At 69.5% G+C, this 15,132-nt stretch carries 10 protein-coding genes, 1 tRNA gene and 1 riboswitch; of the genes, 7 read left to right on the top strand and 4 right to left on the bottom strand.

Features of this window, described 5'->3' with window-relative positions:
- Positions 1–550: 550 nt before the first annotated feature.
- Positions 551–3,142 carry a bifunctional aconitate hydratase 2/2-methylisocitrate dehydratase gene (gene acnB, locus Q0654_RS12400; protein ID WP_298854215.1) on the top strand — a complete coding sequence of 864 codons (2,592 nt, stop codon included), beginning with the start codon at positions 551–553 and terminating at the stop codon, positions 3,140–3,142.
- Positions 3,143–3,639: 497 nt separating this feature from the next.
- Here acnB and Q0654_RS12395 read toward each other — a convergent pair whose 3' ends face one another.
- Positions 3,640–4,632 carry an META domain-containing protein gene (locus tag Q0654_RS12395; protein ID WP_298854213.1) on the bottom strand — a complete coding sequence of 331 codons (993 nt, stop codon included), beginning with the start codon at positions 4,630–4,632 and terminating at the stop codon, positions 3,640–3,642.
- A 169-nt stretch (positions 4,633–4,801) separates the two neighbouring features.
- On the bottom strand, positions 4,802–6,166 hold the full coding sequence (locus tag Q0654_RS12390) for an HDOD domain-containing protein (RefSeq protein ID WP_298854211.1): 1,365 nt from the start codon (positions 6,164–6,166) through the stop codon (positions 4,802–4,804).
- 192 nt (positions 6,167–6,358) lie between these two features.
- On the opposite strand from Q0654_RS12390, the gene Q0654_RS12385 reads away from it, so the two are divergent.
- Both Q0654_RS12385 and Q0654_RS12380 read left to right on the top strand, forming a co-directional pair.
- A complete protein-coding gene (locus Q0654_RS12385) occupies positions 6,359–6,856 on the top strand; it encodes a GNAT family N-acetyltransferase (RefSeq protein WP_298854209.1) in 498 nt (165 codons plus the stop codon).
- 68 nt (positions 6,857–6,924) lie between these two features.
- On the top strand, positions 6,925–7,194 hold the full coding sequence (locus Q0654_RS12380; protein ID WP_298854206.1) for a hypothetical protein: 270 nt from the start codon (positions 6,925–6,927) through the stop codon (positions 7,192–7,194).
- A gap of 79 nt (positions 7,195–7,273) precedes the next feature.
- Here the strand turns inward: Q0654_RS12380 and Q0654_RS12375 are convergent.
- A tRNA-Val gene (locus tag Q0654_RS12375) sits at positions 7,274–7,348 on the bottom strand.
- 35 nt (positions 7,349–7,383) lie between these two features.
- Positions 7,384–8,547 (bottom strand): MFS transporter, encoded by a 1,164-nt coding sequence (locus Q0654_RS12370; protein WP_298854204.1) that lies wholly within the window; start codon positions 8,545–8,547, stop codon positions 7,384–7,386.
- A gap of 329 nt (positions 8,548–8,876) precedes the next feature.
- On the opposite strand from Q0654_RS12370, the gene Q0654_RS12365 reads away from it, so the two are divergent.
- From Q0654_RS12365 to Q0654_RS12350, 4 genes are all read left to right on the top strand, one after another.
- A complete protein-coding gene (locus Q0654_RS12365) occupies positions 8,877–10,505 on the top strand; it encodes a hypothetical protein (RefSeq protein WP_298854202.1) in 1,629 nt (542 codons plus the stop codon).
- Positions 10,506–10,945: 440 nt separating this feature from the next.
- Positions 10,946–11,215, top strand: a riboswitch (cobalamin riboswitch).
- A 132-nt stretch (positions 11,216–11,347) separates the two neighbouring features.
- A complete protein-coding gene (gene btuB, locus Q0654_RS12360; protein ID WP_298854197.1) occupies positions 11,348–13,186 on the top strand; it encodes a TonB-dependent vitamin B12 receptor in 1,839 nt (612 codons plus the stop codon).
- Positions 13,187–13,263: 77 nt separating this feature from the next.
- Positions 13,264–13,842, top strand: a complete 579-nt coding sequence (locus Q0654_RS12355; RefSeq protein WP_298854195.1) for a hypothetical protein — start codon at positions 13,264–13,266, stop codon at positions 13,840–13,842.
- Entirely contained in the window at positions 13,839–15,131 is a 1,293-nt protein-coding gene (locus Q0654_RS12350) for a cobyrinate a,c-diamide synthase (protein ID WP_298854193.1), read from the top strand. The genes Q0654_RS12355 and Q0654_RS12350 overlap by 4 nt, the downstream gene beginning before the upstream one ends.
- Position 15,132: the final 1 nt, after the last annotated feature.

The following is a 15,132-nucleotide window of genomic DNA, read 5'->3' as shown; positions in this document are numbered from 1 at the left end:
GGCGTCTCGTTTGCGCGGCACTGCCGCGCGAGACGCCGAACGCCCGAGCGCAGTGTGCGAGGGCCGGGTAGGGATTCGGGATCTGCAGAACCGGCCTCGGGCGATGCCCCCATGAAGCGCACGTTGTCTGCGGCCTGCCTGCAGCCCTTCGCTGCGTTCCCAAGCGATCGAGTGCAGGGATCGCGACCAGGCTCGGGCCAGCGATGCGCCGGGATCCGTGATTGCCGTCCGGCACTGGGGATGAAGAAAGGCCGGGCTGCACCGCTCTCGGCGACGGCACTCCGCCTCTGGTCCTCGGGCGGCGGCGCTGGCCTAGACCCGTGTTACGAATCCCGAATCCCGAATCTCCGATCCCGAGCCAGCCCAAGGCCGAAAGTTGTATTGCCCCCATCGTCGCGGCGGGCGAAAATCGGCGGCCGTGAAGGCCGGCTTGCTCCGCCGTGCGCGGATCCCCATCTTGGCCTTCGCTTTCTACCGTGCGCTGCCTCCGGCCGATCCCCGGTCGTGGCTGCGATGCGCGCGGCGTCCCACGCCTGAAGGACCTTCCCCCATGCTCCAAGCCTATCGCCAACATGTTGCCGAGCGCGCCGCGCTGGGCATTCCGCCGCTACCGCTGTCCGCCCAGCAGACCGCCGAGGTCATCGAGCTGCTGAAGGCGCCGCCGGCGGGCGAGGAGGGCTTCCTTCTGGATCTGCTCACCCACCGCGTGCCGGCCGGCGTCGATGACGCCGCCAAGGTCAAGGCCAGCTACCTCGCGGCCATCGCCCACGGCACCGAGAGCACGCCCCTCATCAGCCGCGCCCGCGCCACCGAGCTGCTGGGCACCATGCTGGGCGGCTACAACGTGCATCCGCTGATCGAGCTTCTGGACGACGCCGAAGTCGGCGCCGTCGCCGCCACTGCACTGAAGAACACCCTGCTGATCTTCGATGCCTTCCACGACATCGAGGAGAAGGCCAAGGCTGGCAACGCCAACGCCCAGGCCGTACTGAAGAGCTGGGCCGAGGCCGAGTGGTTCACCTCGCGTCCGGAAGTGCCGCAGAGCATGACCCTGACCGTGTTCAAGGTGCCGGGCGAGACCAACACCGACGACCTGTCGCCGGCGCCCGACGCCACCACGCGTCCCGACATCCCGCTGCATGCCCTGGCCATGCTGAAGAACAAGCGCGAGGGCGCGCCCTTCGTGCCGGAAGAGGACGGCAAGCGCGGTCCGGTCCAGGCCATCCTCGATCTGAAGGCCAAGGGCCATCTGGTCGCCTACGTCGGCGACGTGGTCGGCACGGGTTCCTCGCGCAAGTCCGCCACCAACTCGGTGCTGTGGTTCACCGGCGAGGACATCCCCTACATCCCGAACAAGCGCTTCGGCGGCGTGTGTCTGGGCAGCAAGATCGCGCCGATCTTCTACAACACCATGGAAGACGCCGGCGCGCTGCCGATCGAGCTCGACGTCTCGAAGATGGAGCACGGCGACGTCATCGAGCTGCAGCCTTACGCAGGCAAGGCGCTCAAGAACGGCGAAGTGATCGCCGAGTTCGAAGTGAAGTCGGAGGTGCTGTTCGACGAGGTGCGCGCCGGTGGCCGCATTCCGCTGATCATCGGTCGCGGCCTCACGGCCAAGGCGCGCGATGCGCTGGGCCTGCCTGCGACGGATCTGTTCCGCCTGCCGCAGGCGCCGGTCGACACCGGCAAGGGGTTCACCCTGGCGCAGAAGATGGTCGGTCGCGCCTGCGGACTGCCGGAAGGCAAGGGCATCCGTCCGGGCACCTACTGCGAGCCGAAGATGACCACGGTGGGTTCGCAGGACACCACCGGGCCGATGACCCGCGACGAACTGAAGGACCTGGCCTGCCTCGGCTTCTCGGCTGACCTGGTGATGCAGAGCTTCTGCCACACCGCGGCCTATCCGAAGCCGGTCGACGTCAAGACCCACCACACCCTGCCCGAGTTCATCTCGACCCGCGGCGGCGTCAGCCTGCGTCCGGGCGACGGCATCATCCACAGCTGGCTGAATCGCATGCTGCTGCCCGACACCGTCGGCACCGGCGGCGACAGCCACACCCGCTTCCCGATCGGCATCAGCTTCCCGGCGGGTTCGGGCCTGGTCGCCTTCGCCGCTGCCACCGGGGTGATGCCGCTGGACATGCCGGAATCGGTGCTGGTGCGCTTCAAGGGCCACATGCAGCCGGGCGTCACCCTGCGTGATCTGGTGCACGCGATTCCGCTGTATGCCATCAAGCAGGGCCTGCTCACCGTCGAGAAGAAGGGCAAGAAGAACATCTTCTCCGGCCGCATTCTCGAGATTGAAGGTCTGCCGGACCTCAAGATCGAGCAGGCCTTCGAGCTGGCCGACGCCTCGGCCGAGCGCTCTGCCGCCGGCTGCACGGTGCGCCTCGACAAGGCGCCGATCATCGAGTACCTGAACTCCAACATCACCCTGCTGAAGTGGATGATCGCGGAGGGCTATGCGGATGCGCGCTCGCTGGCCCGCCGCATCAAGAAGATGGAGGAGTGGCTGGCCAATCCGCAGCTGCTGGAGCCCGATGCCGACGCCGAGTACGCGGCGGTCATCGAGATCGATCTCGCCGAGATCGTTGAGCCGATCGTCTGCTGCCCGAATGATCCGGACGACGCCAAGACCCTGTCCGATGTGGCCGGCGCGCAGATCGATGAAGTGTTCATCGGCTCGTGCATGACCAACATCGGCCACTTCCGCGCCGCCGCCAAGCTGCTCGAAGGCAAGCGCGACATCCCGACCCGCCTGTGGGTGGCGCCGCCGACCCGCATGGACGCCAGCCAGCTGACCGAGGAGGGCCACTACGGCACCTTCGGCACCGCCGGCGCGCGCATGGAAATGCCGGGCTGCTCGCTGTGCATGGGCAACCAGGCGCAGATCCGCGAGGGCAGCACCGCGATGTCGACCTCGACCCGCAACTTCCCCAACCGCCTCGGCCGCAACACCAATGTGTATCTGGGCTCGGCGGAGCTCGCGGCGATCTGTTCGCGCCTGGGCCGCATCCCGACCCGCGAGGAGTACCTGACCGACATCGGCGTGATCAACGCCAACGGCGACAAGATCTACCGCTACATGAACTTCGACCAGATGCAGGAGTACGCCGACGTCGCCAGGACCGTCAGCGCCTGAGATCCAGCCGGAATGGGATGAGGCGATGGATCGCAAAGCTTTTGGTCCAGCCTTGAAGCAAACGGCCGACGGAGCGATCCGTCGGCCGTTTTCTTTTGTGGGGCGACGGCGACTGGGAGGTGGCTTGGGTAGGCCAATCGCTGCCGAGTTGGGGGCGCTGTCGTGCACTGGTTCGAGCTTTGGTGCGCCGCAGGCGCACCCTACGCGACCGATGCTTCTCGCGTTGATCGGGGCGCGGCGTCGCTCGCGGTTGTAGGCTGCGCGTGTCTCGCACCATGAGGTTTTGGTGCGCCGCAGGCGCACCCTACGCGACCGATGGTTCTCGCGTTGATCGGGGTGCGGCGTCGCTCGCGGTTGTAGGCTGCGCGTGTCGCGCACCATGAGGCCTTGCAGCGCCGCAAGCGCACCCAATGCGAGCATGAGTTATCGCGTTGATGGAGGCGCGGCGTCGCTCGCGGCTGTTGGGCGCGCGTGTCGCGCACCATGCGCCACCCCCGCTACATCAGCGGCGCCGGCTGCGCCTGCACGATCAGCCCGCGCGGGCCAATCAGATTCAGCATGCCCGCATCGTCGACATCGAAGCGCGTGGCTTCCGCGAGCGCTTCGATCAGGCGCCGATCCTCCTGCTCGATCTCGGCAGGGCATCCCTTCTTGCTGCTGGCGCTGAACGTCAGCGTCAGCCCTTCGCCACTCAGCCGGTAGCTGCCGATGTGCTGATTGCAGGGTGCCTGCAGGCTCACGCCATTGGCGTCAAGAAACACCAGGGTGGCCAGCTCGCGACCCGCGACCGGCGTGGGGATCGCCCAGGGCTGGGCGCGCAGCAGCTGGGCGGGGTCGCCGCCGCAGCCGCGCAGCTGGCGGTTGGGCAGGTCGATCGCCACCGACTGTGGATAGGGCATGCCGCTCATCACGTCGCGGCAGATACCGTCGTCGAGGCGGATCTCCACGGCGCCGTCGACGCTGTCCGCGCTGATCAGTGTGGCGCCACCCTCGCTGCGCAGCGAGCGCACCAGCAGGCCCAGCGGCTCACCGAGGCCGGGCCGCTGCAGCGTGCCGCGGTCGCCCTCCATGCCCAGCTTCCAGCTCGGCTCCTGGCCCCAGGCCGAGAACTCGGCCGCTGCGCGGGCGCACTCCACCCAGCTCTGGCCGTCAGCACTGAAGGAAAGCGCATCACCCTTGGACCACAGCCCGACTCCGCCCGCCGCGCGCTGCCCGCGGTAGCGCGCACCGGAGGCGCTGGCCACGGGCGCCAGGGTGGTCAGCGCAGTGGTCTCGCGCAGATAGGCGGCGTCGGCAGCAAAGGCGACCTCCAGCGCTGCGCCGCCGCAGTTCCAGCGCGACCAGGCGAGCTCGGTTGACGCCGCATCGGCGCTGGCGCCCGGCGTGCCCTGGGGCGCACGGACGCTCAGGTTGCAGCCCGCGATCAGGGCCGCTGACGCGAGTGCGAGCAGGCCGAGTCGGGGCGCTGAGGGGCTGTACTTGAATGACATGGCAGTGAACATCCTCGGTCGAAAAGCAGGAGGCGAGGTGGGGTGGCGGGTGGTGTGCAGCCGGCCTGATCCTCGACTCCGAACTAGATCCCCGCATTCGCGGGGATGACGAATTCTATGTCCCTACGGGAGCGCCACCGCCGGCACGCGGTGCCGGGACGCCCTTCAACTAGTGGCGGGTCACTTCCAGCGCCCAGGCCAGGGCCTGCACGTGGGCCTGGTTGGCGTCACTGGCGCTGACGCCGCAGCGCTCAGCCGCGGCGTTGACCGCCTGCGCGTCGCCGCCCTCACAGGCCACGGCCAGTGCCAGCAGCTCGGCCATGTCGCCTTCGCCGCGGGCCACCGCAGCCTCGATCTCGGGCGAGGCCGCCAGCTGGGCCAGCGCCACCGGCATCGGCACCTGCAGCACGGCATCGACCAGCGACAGCAGGCCGACCAGGAACAGCGCGTCGCGCGTCGCTGCCGGCTGCTCCTCGCCCAGCAGCTCCAGCATGCGCGCGCGCACCAGGGCGGACTCCAGCAGTGCCGACGAGGCCGGGTTGCGGTTGTCGGCGCCGTACAGCAGCAGGCTCAGCCAGCGATAGAGCTTCTCGCGGCCCAGCTGCAGCAGCGCGCGCTCGATGCTGGTGATCTCTTCGCGCAGGCCGATCGAGGCCGAGTTGATGTAGCGGATCAGGCGCAGCGACAGGGCCGGGTCCTGCTTCAGCACCTCGGCGATCTCGCGCGTGTCCACATCGCGGCGCAGGCGCGACAGCAGATCGGCGATGCGCGCCGAGTTCGGGCCCAGCGAGTTGCCGCTCCAGTCCTCGCGGCGGGTGATGAAGGGCCCCTGGAAGTAGCTGGCGCCGAGGTTGAAGCAGAGACGGAACTCGTCGTGGCTGGGCAGCTCGCGGGCCAGCCACTGGCGTCGACTGTCGGCGCGCGCCAGCGCTTCGGTGAAGTCGCGCAGGCGCTTCGGGTCGGCCTGGTCGGCGCGCACGATGACGAAGTCGGCTTCGGCCAGCAGGTAGGCACCTGGCGCCTCCGGCGCCATTGCATTGACCGCGAAGCGGTAGCCGCGCGTGCGCAGCGCGCGCACCTGCTCGATGACCTGGGCCGGCGTCGGGCCGCCCGGATCGGGCAGGGCGACCAGGGTCAGCACCGCGTTTTCCGGCGGCAGCTCGGTGAGCGCCTCATGCTCCAGGAAGGAGTCCGGCACTTCGAAGAAGGCGAGGCGATGGCCCAGCAGGCGGCCGACGTCGATCTTGATCAGGTTGCGCACCAGCACTTCGGCATAGACGTGGTGGATGCGGCGGCTGCGGCTGGCAAGCCGTGCGCGCGTGGCCTGATGCAGCAGGAAGTGGTAGCCGGCGACGCGCTGGTCGCGCCCGAGCACGGTCTCGCGGCAGACGAAACCTTCAGGGTGGGCGCCGTCCGCTGCTGTCTGGCCTTCGCTCGGCTTGATCGGTGCCTGGCGGTTGAGGGCGGCGAACTCCTTGTCGCCGGAGGCCGGCGTCGCGGCACCGCCAAACAGACGCTTGATCAGCTTGAACATGCGGTGCAGGTACCCGGTGCAGTGAGGGGCGCGGCCCGTGCGGGACGCGTGGGCAGCGATTGGAGGCCGCGGCAGGATAGCCCAGCGGATGCGCAGGCGGTGCGGAGTGCCACCGCCGCGCCCGGCGTTTCGGTCAGGCGTCGACCCGGCGCCTGCTTGCCTCGGTGCGAGCGGCAGCCGCATGATGCGGCGATGCAGATCCGCCACAGCGAAGCCCGCGACATCGAAGCCATCCGCGCGATCTACGCGCAGCCTTCGGTCTACGCCAACACCCTGCAGCTGCCCTTTCCCAGTGCCGAGCTCTGGCAGCAGCGACTTGGCCGCCTGCACAGCCATTTCCACAGCCTGGTCGCCGACGTCGATGGCCGCGTGCTCGGCCAGATCGGCATCGAGCGCTTCGAGAATCCGCGGCGCAGCCATGTCGCCAACATCGGGCTGGCGGTGGATGAAGGCGCGCGCGGACGTGGCGTCGGCAGCGCCTTGATGGCTGGCGCCATCGAGCTCTGCTTCGGCTGGCTCGGCGTGCGCCGGATCGAACTCGAGGTCTACACCGACAACACGGCCGCACAGACCCTGTTCGCCCGCCATGGCTTCCAGCGCGAGGGCACCAGCCTGGGCTACGCCCTGCGCGGCGGACGCTACGCGGACGTGCACCTGATGGCGCTGCGCTACGGCGGCCTTGCGCCGTGATCCGCGGGCGGTCGCGTGCCGTCGAGTTGGCGATGACCTTCAGCAAGCCATCCACGAGGGAGAGCAACATGCGCGCATGGATTCTGTCGGGCCTGCTGCTGAGCTTGAGCCTGCCGGCCGCGGCCAGCCCCTCGCGTTCCGAGCGCTGCGGCTATGCGGTCATCACTGTCGGCGCCCCGATCACCAAGCTGCGCGAATGCGGCGAGCCGTTCCGCATCGTCACCCTGGTCAATGCCCAGGGCGCGGCCATCGGCGAGCGCTGGGAGTACGAGCGCCAGACCGGACTGGTGATGTTCACCGTGCAGGGTGGGCGGGTGGTGCGGATCGAGCGGACCTGAGCCGGCAGGAGGCGCCGGGCGCTCGAAGCCACCGATCAGCCAACAAAAAAGCCACTCGCGAGAGTGGCTTTCCTGAATCTGGTGGGCGGTGCAGGGATCGAACCTGCGACCCTTGCCGTGTGAAGGCAATGCTCTACCGCTGAGCTAACCGCCCGGAGCCGCGCATTGTGCACATCCGCCCGGGTCAGATCAAGCGTCGGCGTGTGAGATGCGTCCGCCGAAGCGCTTCATGGCCGGCAGCAGGGCCAGCGCTGCCACCGATGAAGCCACGGCGAAAGCCAGCACGCCGTCGCCGGCCTTCCACAGCGCGCCGGCGAGCAGGGCGCCCAGGACGCCGCCCAGGCCGGAGCCCAGGCTGTACATCAGGCTCTGCGCCCCCAGCCGATCCGATTCGGGGAACAGCTCGACCACCCGCTGCATGCAGGCCACATGGAAGGCGCCGAAGCCGATCGCGTGCGCGATCTGCACGACCACCATCACCGTCAGCGACTGCGGCAGCAGTGCGATGCTGAGCCAGCGCAGGGCGGTCACCCCCAGCGCGATCTGCAGGGTGCGCTGGGCGCTGACCCGGCGCAGCAGGCTGCCGGCGTACATGAACAGCACGATCTCGGCGACCACGCCCAGGCCCCAGAGCTGGCCGACCACATCGGTGCTGTGGCCGTGCCGCTCCAGCTGCAGGGTGAAGAACAGGTAGTAGGTGCCGAAGCTGATCTGGGTCAGCATCACGATCGTGATGAAGGCTGGCACGCCGGGCCGGCGCAGCAGTTCCCACAGGCTGGCCTTGCCGGGCGGCGGATCGGTGTCGAGGCGCTTCTGAGCCGGCAGGGCGTGGGTGATCAGGGCGGTGGCGAGGATGCCCGCACCCATCATCCAGGGCAGGTCGGGGGCGTCGCCATGTTGCAGCAGCCAGCCGTAGCCCACCGCCAGCAGGATGAAGCCCAGCGAGCCCCACAGGCGCACGCGACCGTAGTCGTGCTTGCGCGGGCCCAGGCCCGCCAGGGTGAAGGCTTCGAGCTGCGGCAGGATGGCGTTGTAGCAGAGGCTGAATGCGGCCATCGACAGCGCCAGCAGCCACAGGTGTTCGGCGCCGAAGAAGCCGAGGAAGAACACCGCCGAGGCCCACAGCCCGCCCAGCAGCCAGGCCTTGGGTCGGGTCGAGCCGCGGGCGTAGTGCGCGAACAGCGGCGGGCCGAAGATGCGGGTGCCGTACCAGAGCGCGAACAGGCTGCTGATCGCCAGCGCGCCATGCCCCAGCCCTTCCATCCAGCGCGCGAAATAGGGGGTGAAGACGCCGATTGCGGCGTGGTAGGCGAAGTAGACGGCAGACAGCCGCCAGTAGGGCAGGGTGGGCATGGCGCATTATCCGCGCGGCCGGGCTGCGCCGCGATGCGCTGAAGGTCGGGGGCGTGGCCCAGCCCGTTCGTGTTCCCCTGCTGTTCCCGCGCTTCTGCGCGGATCCGCTGTGCGCGCCATCACGCTGTGCCGGGACAAAGGGGCAGGCCCGGGAAGCACGCGGCCGTCTGCCGGCGCGTCGTTGCCGCCTTCCCGTCGCCTTCCCGGCTTGTTCCTTTGCCGATCGATCGGGCGCTCCTAGCGTCGTCGGTGCTGCGGTCCCGCAGCGCTGGCCCTCGCCCGCGACAGCCGTACGGCGGCTGCGCGGCGATCACACAGGAGACTCCGACATGACTGCTTCGCGCTCCCAAAGACACACCCCCGTGCGGCTGTTGCTTGGCCTGAGCCTTGGTGCCCTGCTCGGCATTACGCCCGTCCTCGCCCAGGACACCGGCGAGGAGGGCGACAGCGGCGAGCGCATTGTCTCGGCCGCCCTGATGGACGCCATCGAGAGCTGGTCGGACCCGCTGGACAGCCTGGAAGCCGCGGCGCTCGAACGGCACCCCGAGGTCATCGAGCGCTATGCCGCCCTGCTGGCGCGGCACTACCGCAACGGCCTGATGGCGCACCTCGCCATTCGCTACCCCGGCGCGCACGAAGAGATCAGCCGCGAACTGCCGGCGGACCGCCTCAACGACGCCGAAGTCGTCGCCTGGCTGATGTCGGCGCGCGACTCCGACTGGCAGGCCCTGCAGGCCGAACCCGGCCTTGCGGCTGGCGGGCTGGGCTTCGCCGAGGTGGTGGCGCGCGAGTTCCCGCGCCTCGTCGACGAGATCGAGACCGGCGCCACCAGCCCGGCGCAGCGCGGCGTCAGCCTGCTGGATCACGTGGTCGAGCTGCGCGACCCCGAACTCGATCTGGAGGCGCGCCGGCTGATCGGCACCATCAAGCCCTGGCCGTGGAAGAACTGCATCTGCACCACCGTGCTGACCTTCCCGCACCAGCCCTCGCCCTGGCAGGGCGAGATCAACGAGAACCACAGCAGCTCCTGGGGCAAGCTGCCCAAGAAAGAAAGGCAGCTGAACTACTCGGTCGGCGCGCGCGGTGCGGCCAAGGACATCAACTTCTACCGCCGCAGCCGCCACAACGTGTGGGAGGTCGATCGCATCAAGGGCAGCAACTACAGCCATATGCGCGTGCGCATGCTGTGCACCCGCAACGGTGAGCCCGGCGGCGTCGAGTGCGGCAACGGCACTTGCCGCGGTGATCTGGCCGTGCGTATCGCCTACGGCAGCCGCGTCGGCCAGCAGGTCGACTACGGTGGTCCCTGGTCGAAGGAAGCGCGCGCACTGGCTTCGGACTGGGCACAGCTGAAGTACGACCCGCCGGGCGCGCCGCCGATGACCACGCTGTTCTCGAAGGGTGTGGCGGTGTCGGGCTTCACCGCCAGCAACTGGAACTCGCAGGCGATCATCCAGGTGCTGACCACGGCGGCCCAGGTCGGGCTGGTCGTCGCCACTGACGGTTCCGCGGCCGGTGCGCTGCTGGAGGGCAATCTGGTCAACGACACCATCACCGCGCTGTTTGGCCTGGTCAAGCGCGAGGGCAGCCCCAGCAGCCATCACCAGGACATGTTCGTGGCCTGGGATACGGCCAACACCGCGCCGATCACCCTGCTGCCGAACCAGACCCATCTGTTCGAGCTCGACACGCTGGCCAAGGTCTATGGTCGCGGCTACGGCGGCGACAGCAAGAGCTGGGCGAATGTCGACAGCTCGGCCTATCTGGCTGCGGTGACGCGCAACTACCAGTGCGGCTTCGGCACCCAGGCGCCGAGCCCGCGCGCCCACTGGTTCTGGGCCACGGCCGGCGCACCGCACAGCAGCACGACCCTGCAGAACCTGGTCGGCAGCTACGTGCAGACCGAGCTGGGCGTGTGGCCCGGCAATGTCTCGCAGCAGGTGGGGCAGTTCCCCTGAGGGATCGTGGAGGCTTGGCACCGCGATGGCGACGCTCCGCAAGTGCCCCTCATCGTCGTCCCCGCGCAGGCGGGGACCCAAGGGGGCTTGCGATTCCGACGGGCAACTCCGGCCGGCCGCGCCCCGGTGCAGCCGGCCGGAGCGTTGAAGGCGATGGCCTGTCACGGGCGGAATCGGGAGCGTTTCCATGCTTCGGACACCGAGGTGCGGGTGAAGGCCGCGGTGGGCCAGGGCCCACCCTATGGGGTCCTTGGAGATGGGCCTCCGTGGCGAGCGCGGAGGCCATAGTGGGCCAATGCCCACCCTATGCGTATTCAGGGCATCGGGGTCTTGGACCCGACGCAGCGGCAGCCGCAGGGCTGCCGCTGCGTCGCCATTTCTGGTGCGGCTCGCTTGAGCCCGAGTGACGAGCGGATGGCCCCGCCGTGAAGCTTCTGTTAGCATCCGCGCCGCCTCACGGTGACCGCGCAGCGCTGTTCTCAGCGTCCGCGGTTTAAACGGGAAGCCAGTGCGCGGCGACATCGCCGCAAGTCTGGAGCTGCCCCCGCAACGGTAGGCGAGCCGGTGTGCGCATCACGCGCCCACCCGGTCCGGGCGAACACCACTGTGCTTCGCGCATGGGAAGGTGCCCGGGTCGAAGGCGCAACCGGAACTCCGGTTGCCGTCATGGTTCGCGAGCCCGGAGACCGGCCATGGGGATCATTCCCGGCGCGCGGAGGGCGCAGCCTTGGGGTGCGCGCCCGCGCTCACGCCGTGCGCCTGCCTGCAGGTCTCCTCTCTTTCCCGCGCCGGGTGCCCAAGCACCCATCGTCCGCGCGGGTCGGCGCGGACAGGAGACATCGATGCACGCCTTGCCCCTGCGTCCCGCCCTGCTGGCGGCCGCACTCGTTTCTGCGTTCCCCGCGTTCGTCCAGGCCCAGCCCGTCGCCAAGGCGCTGGACCGCATCGTCGTGACCGGCAGCCGCACGCCGCAAACCCAGGACGCCACGCTCGCCTCCATCACCGTATTCGACCGCGCCGACATCGAGCGCCTGCAGGCGCCGAGCCTGCTGGATCTTCTGCGCGGCGTGCCCGGCCTTGCGATCAGCAACAGCGGCGGCGCCGGCAAGGTCAGCGGCGTGTTCCTGCGCGGCACCGAGGCCCGCCACGTGCTGCTGCTGATCGACGGTGTCCGTGTCGGCTCGGCCACCAGCGGTACGCCTGCTTTCCAGGATCTGCCGCTGGAGCAGATCGAGCGCATCGAAATCGTGCGCGGGCCGTTCTCCAGCCTCTACGGTTCGGACGCGCTGGGCGGCGTCGTCCAGATCTTCACCCGCGAAGCCCGAGGTGAGCCGCGCGCCAGCGGCTATGTTGGCGTTGGCTCGTACAGCACGGCGCGCGGCAGCGCTGGCCTGGATGCCCGCGGCGATCGCGGCTGGTATCGCGTCAATGCGGCGATCGACGAAACCGATGGTTTCAACGCCTGCCGCGGCTCGAACAGCGGCGGCTGCTTCACCAACGAGCCCGATGCCGATGGCTACACCAACCGCAGCCTGCAGCTCGCCGGCGGCTGGCGATTCTCGCCGGCGGCGGCGCTGGAACTGCGCGGACTTCGCGCGGACTTCGAGACCGAGTTCGACGGCAGCTTCAGCAACGAAATGGAGGGCAGCCAGCAGGTCTATGGCGCCAAGCTCGAACTGAAGCCCAGCGATCGCATCGCCCTGGCCTTCCGGCTCGGACGGCATGCCGATCTGGCCGACAACTTCCTCGAAGGCCGCTATCGCAGCAGCTTCGACACCGAGCGCGACAGCGGTGGCGCGCAGGCGGACATCAGCCTCGGCAGCGGCCTGCTCAGCACCGGCCTCGACTGGCATCGCGACGAAGTCACCAGCAGCACGGACTATGTCGTCACGGCGCGTACCCAGAAGGCCCTGTTCGCGCAGTGGCAACAGGCGCTCGGCGATGCCTCGCTGCAGATCGCCGGCCGCCATGACGACGACAGCCAGTTCGGCAACGAAACGACCGGCAGCCTGCTCTGGGGCTGGAGCTTCCGCGAAGGCCTGCGCCTCACCGCCAGCGCCGGCACCGCCTTCCGCGCGCCGAGCTTCAACGACCTCTACTTCCCCGGTTTCGGCAATCCGAACCTCAAGCCCGAGACCTCCGAGAGCCTCGAAGTCGGCCTGCGCGGCAGCCCGGCCTGGGGCGGCTGGGCGGTGTCGTTGTTCCGCACCGATGTCGAGCAGCTGATCGCGTTTGATCCGGTCGAGTTCATTCCGGTCAACATCAATCGTGCCCGCATCGACGGCCTGGAGCTGAGCGCCGAAGGCGCGATTGCCGGCACCCAGCTTCGCGCCAGCGCGACCGTGCTGGATGCGCGCAACACCAGCGCGGGATCGGCCCAGGACAAGGAGCTGCCGCGTCGCCCGCCGCGCTCGGTGCAGATCGATGCCGACCGCAGCTACGGCCGCTTCAGCCTCGGCGCCAGCGTGTTCGCCGCCAGTGCGCGCTATGACGACCTCGGTAACTTCACCCGTCTGCCCGGCTACGCCACCGTCGACCTGCGCGTCGGTTGGTCGCTGAATGCGGACTGGAGCCTGCAGCTCGCGGGCAGCAACCTGCTCGATCGCGAGTACGAGACCGCAGCCTTCTACAACCAGCCCGGCCGCACCTGGATGCTCGGCCTGCGCTACAGCCCGCGTTGAGTCACGCCACACGCAGCGGCGGCGTTCGATGAGCGCCGCCGCTGCGCATCGATTTCCCCTTGCCCTGGGAGCACACCATGCACTCGACCCTGTCCGAACGGCCCCTGCCGCTGCTGCCCACCCTGGCCGCGCTGGCCCTGTGGATGCTGCTGACCCGCCTGCCCGATGCCAGCCAGTGGCTGCACCTGCGGGATGCCTCGATGGCGGTGTTCTTTCTCGGCGGCCTGCTGCTGCGCAGCTCGCTCGCCTTCGCCGGCTTCATCGCGCTGGCCTTCGGCATCGATGCCGTGGTGTTCGCGCGCACCGACATGCTGCACGTCTGTCTGAGCCCGGCCTATGGCTTCCTGATTCCGGCCTATGGCGCGCTCTGGTTCGCCGGGCGCTGGCTGGCGCCGCGCACGCGTGTCGATGCGCGCGGACTGGTCATCGCAGGCGCGGTGGGCGGCGTCGCCGCGCTGCTCTCGTTCGCGATCTCGAACGGCTCGTTCTACGTGCTGAGCGGACTGTTCGGTGCGCTCAGCGTCGCCGGGTTCGCCGAGCAGTTCGCCCGCTATGCGCCGGGTTTCGTGCTGACCGGCAGCGCCTGGATCGTGCTTGGCCTCGCCGTGGTCTGGTTGCTGCAGCGTGAGGCGCGGGGCGTGGCGGCGCGGGCGTGAGTGTTCGCCATTGCCCGGCGCTGCTGATCGCAGCGCCGGCGTCAGGACAAGGCAAGACCAGCTTCACCGCGGCGCTGGCGCGCGCGCATCGCAGGGCCGGTCGACGCGTGCGCGTGTTCAAGACCGGGCCGGACTTTCTCGATCCCCTGGTGCTGGAGCGAGCCTGCGGCGCGCCGGTCGGCAACCTGGACCTGTGGATGGGCGGCGAGCGCGAGGTGCGCGGGCAGCTGTATGCCGCGGCCGGCGAGGCCGACCTCATCCTGGTCGAAGGCATGATGGGCCTGTTCGACGGCGCGCCCTCGGCGGCTGATCTCGCGCAGACCCTCGGCCTGCCGGTGCTTGCCGTGATCGACGCCAACGCGCTGGCCCAGACCTTCGGCGCGCTGGCCCTGGGGCTGGCGCGCTACCGGCCGGACCTCACCTTTGCCGGCGTGGCGGCGACGCGCGTGGCCAGCGACTGGCATGTGCGTCTGCTGCGCGAGAGCCTGCCTGCGGAGCTCGCGCTGTGCGGCGTGCTGCCCGAGTGTGCGGCGGGGCGGCTGCCGGAACGCCACCTGGGTCTGCTGCCAGCCGCCGAGATCGCCGATCTCGATGCGTGCATCGATGCGCTTGCCGATGCGCTGTGCGCGCAGGGCCTGCCTGCGCTGCCGGCGCCGGTGGGCTTCGAGCCCGCTGCAGTGGAGCCCCCGTCGCCCCTGCTGCGCGGCCGGCGCATCGCGATCGCGGCCGATGCAGCTTTCTGCTTCGTCTATGCCGCCAATCGCGAGCTGCTGCGCGCAGCCGGCGCCGAGCTGATCGAGTTCTCGCCGTTGGCCGGCGAGTCCCTGCCTGACTGCGACGCGGTCTGGCTGCCCGGCGGCTATCCGGAGCTGCATCTTGATGCCTTGTCCGCGCGCACGGATCTCTGGGCCGCGCTGCATGCGCACGTCGAGGCCGGTCGGCCGCTGCTGGCCGAGTGTGGCGGCCTGCTCGCCCTGCTGACGCGACTCGAAGACGCGGCGGGGCAGGGCGCGAATCTGGCCGGGCTGATTCCGGGCAGCGCGCGCATCGGTCCGCGTCCGGCCGGGCTGGGCCTGCAGCAGGTCGATCTGCCGGAAGGCCGCCTGCGCGGGCACAGCTTCCACTTCGCCCGCGCCGCGATCGGGCTCACCCCGATCGCCCACGCGCTCGATCCCAACGGGGCGCCGACGGCGGAACCGGTGTACCGGCGACAACGCCTGAGCGCGAGCTTCCTGCACCTGTATTTCCCGTCCAACCCGCGCGCAGCCTGCGCCCTGTTCATGGAGTGAA

It is taken from the genome of uncultured Aquimonas sp. (assembly GCF_937888285.1).
In the GTDB taxonomy this organism is placed as follows: domain Bacteria; phylum Pseudomonadota; class Gammaproteobacteria; order Xanthomonadales; family Xanthomonadaceae; genus Aquimonas.
Note: the sequence above shows the minus strand (reverse complement) of the source record. Positions and strands in the feature narration are given on the sequence as shown.

What these genes read in the sequence shown, in the direction of transcription:
- acnB (WP_298854215.1), top strand. Translation starts at nt 551, where the DNA reads ATGCTCCAAGCCTATCGCCAACATGTTGCCGAGCGCGCCGCGCTGGGC.
- Q0654_RS12395 (WP_298854213.1), bottom strand. Translation starts at nt 4,632, where the DNA reads ATGTCATTCAAGTACAGCCCCTCAGCGCCCCGACTCGGCCTGCTCGCA.
- Q0654_RS12390 (WP_298854211.1), bottom strand. Translation starts at nt 6,166, where the DNA reads ATGTTCAAGCTGATCAAGCGTCTGTTTGGCGGTGCCGCGACGCCGGCC.
- Q0654_RS12385 (WP_298854209.1), top strand. Translation starts at nt 6,359, where the DNA reads ATGCAGATCCGCCACAGCGAAGCCCGCGACATCGAAGCCATCCGCGCG.
- Q0654_RS12380 (WP_298854206.1), top strand. Translation starts at nt 6,925, where the DNA reads ATGCGCGCATGGATTCTGTCGGGCCTGCTGCTGAGCTTGAGCCTGCCG.
- Q0654_RS12370 (WP_298854204.1), bottom strand. Translation starts at nt 8,547, where the DNA reads ATGCCCACCCTGCCCTACTGGCGGCTGTCTGCCGTCTACTTCGCCTAC.
- Q0654_RS12365 (WP_298854202.1), top strand. Translation starts at nt 8,877, where the DNA reads ATGACTGCTTCGCGCTCCCAAAGACACACCCCCGTGCGGCTGTTGCTT.
- btuB (WP_298854197.1), top strand. Translation starts at nt 11,348, where the DNA reads ATGCACGCCTTGCCCCTGCGTCCCGCCCTGCTGGCGGCCGCACTCGTT.
- Q0654_RS12355 (WP_298854195.1), top strand. Translation starts at nt 13,264, where the DNA reads ATGCACTCGACCCTGTCCGAACGGCCCCTGCCGCTGCTGCCCACCCTG.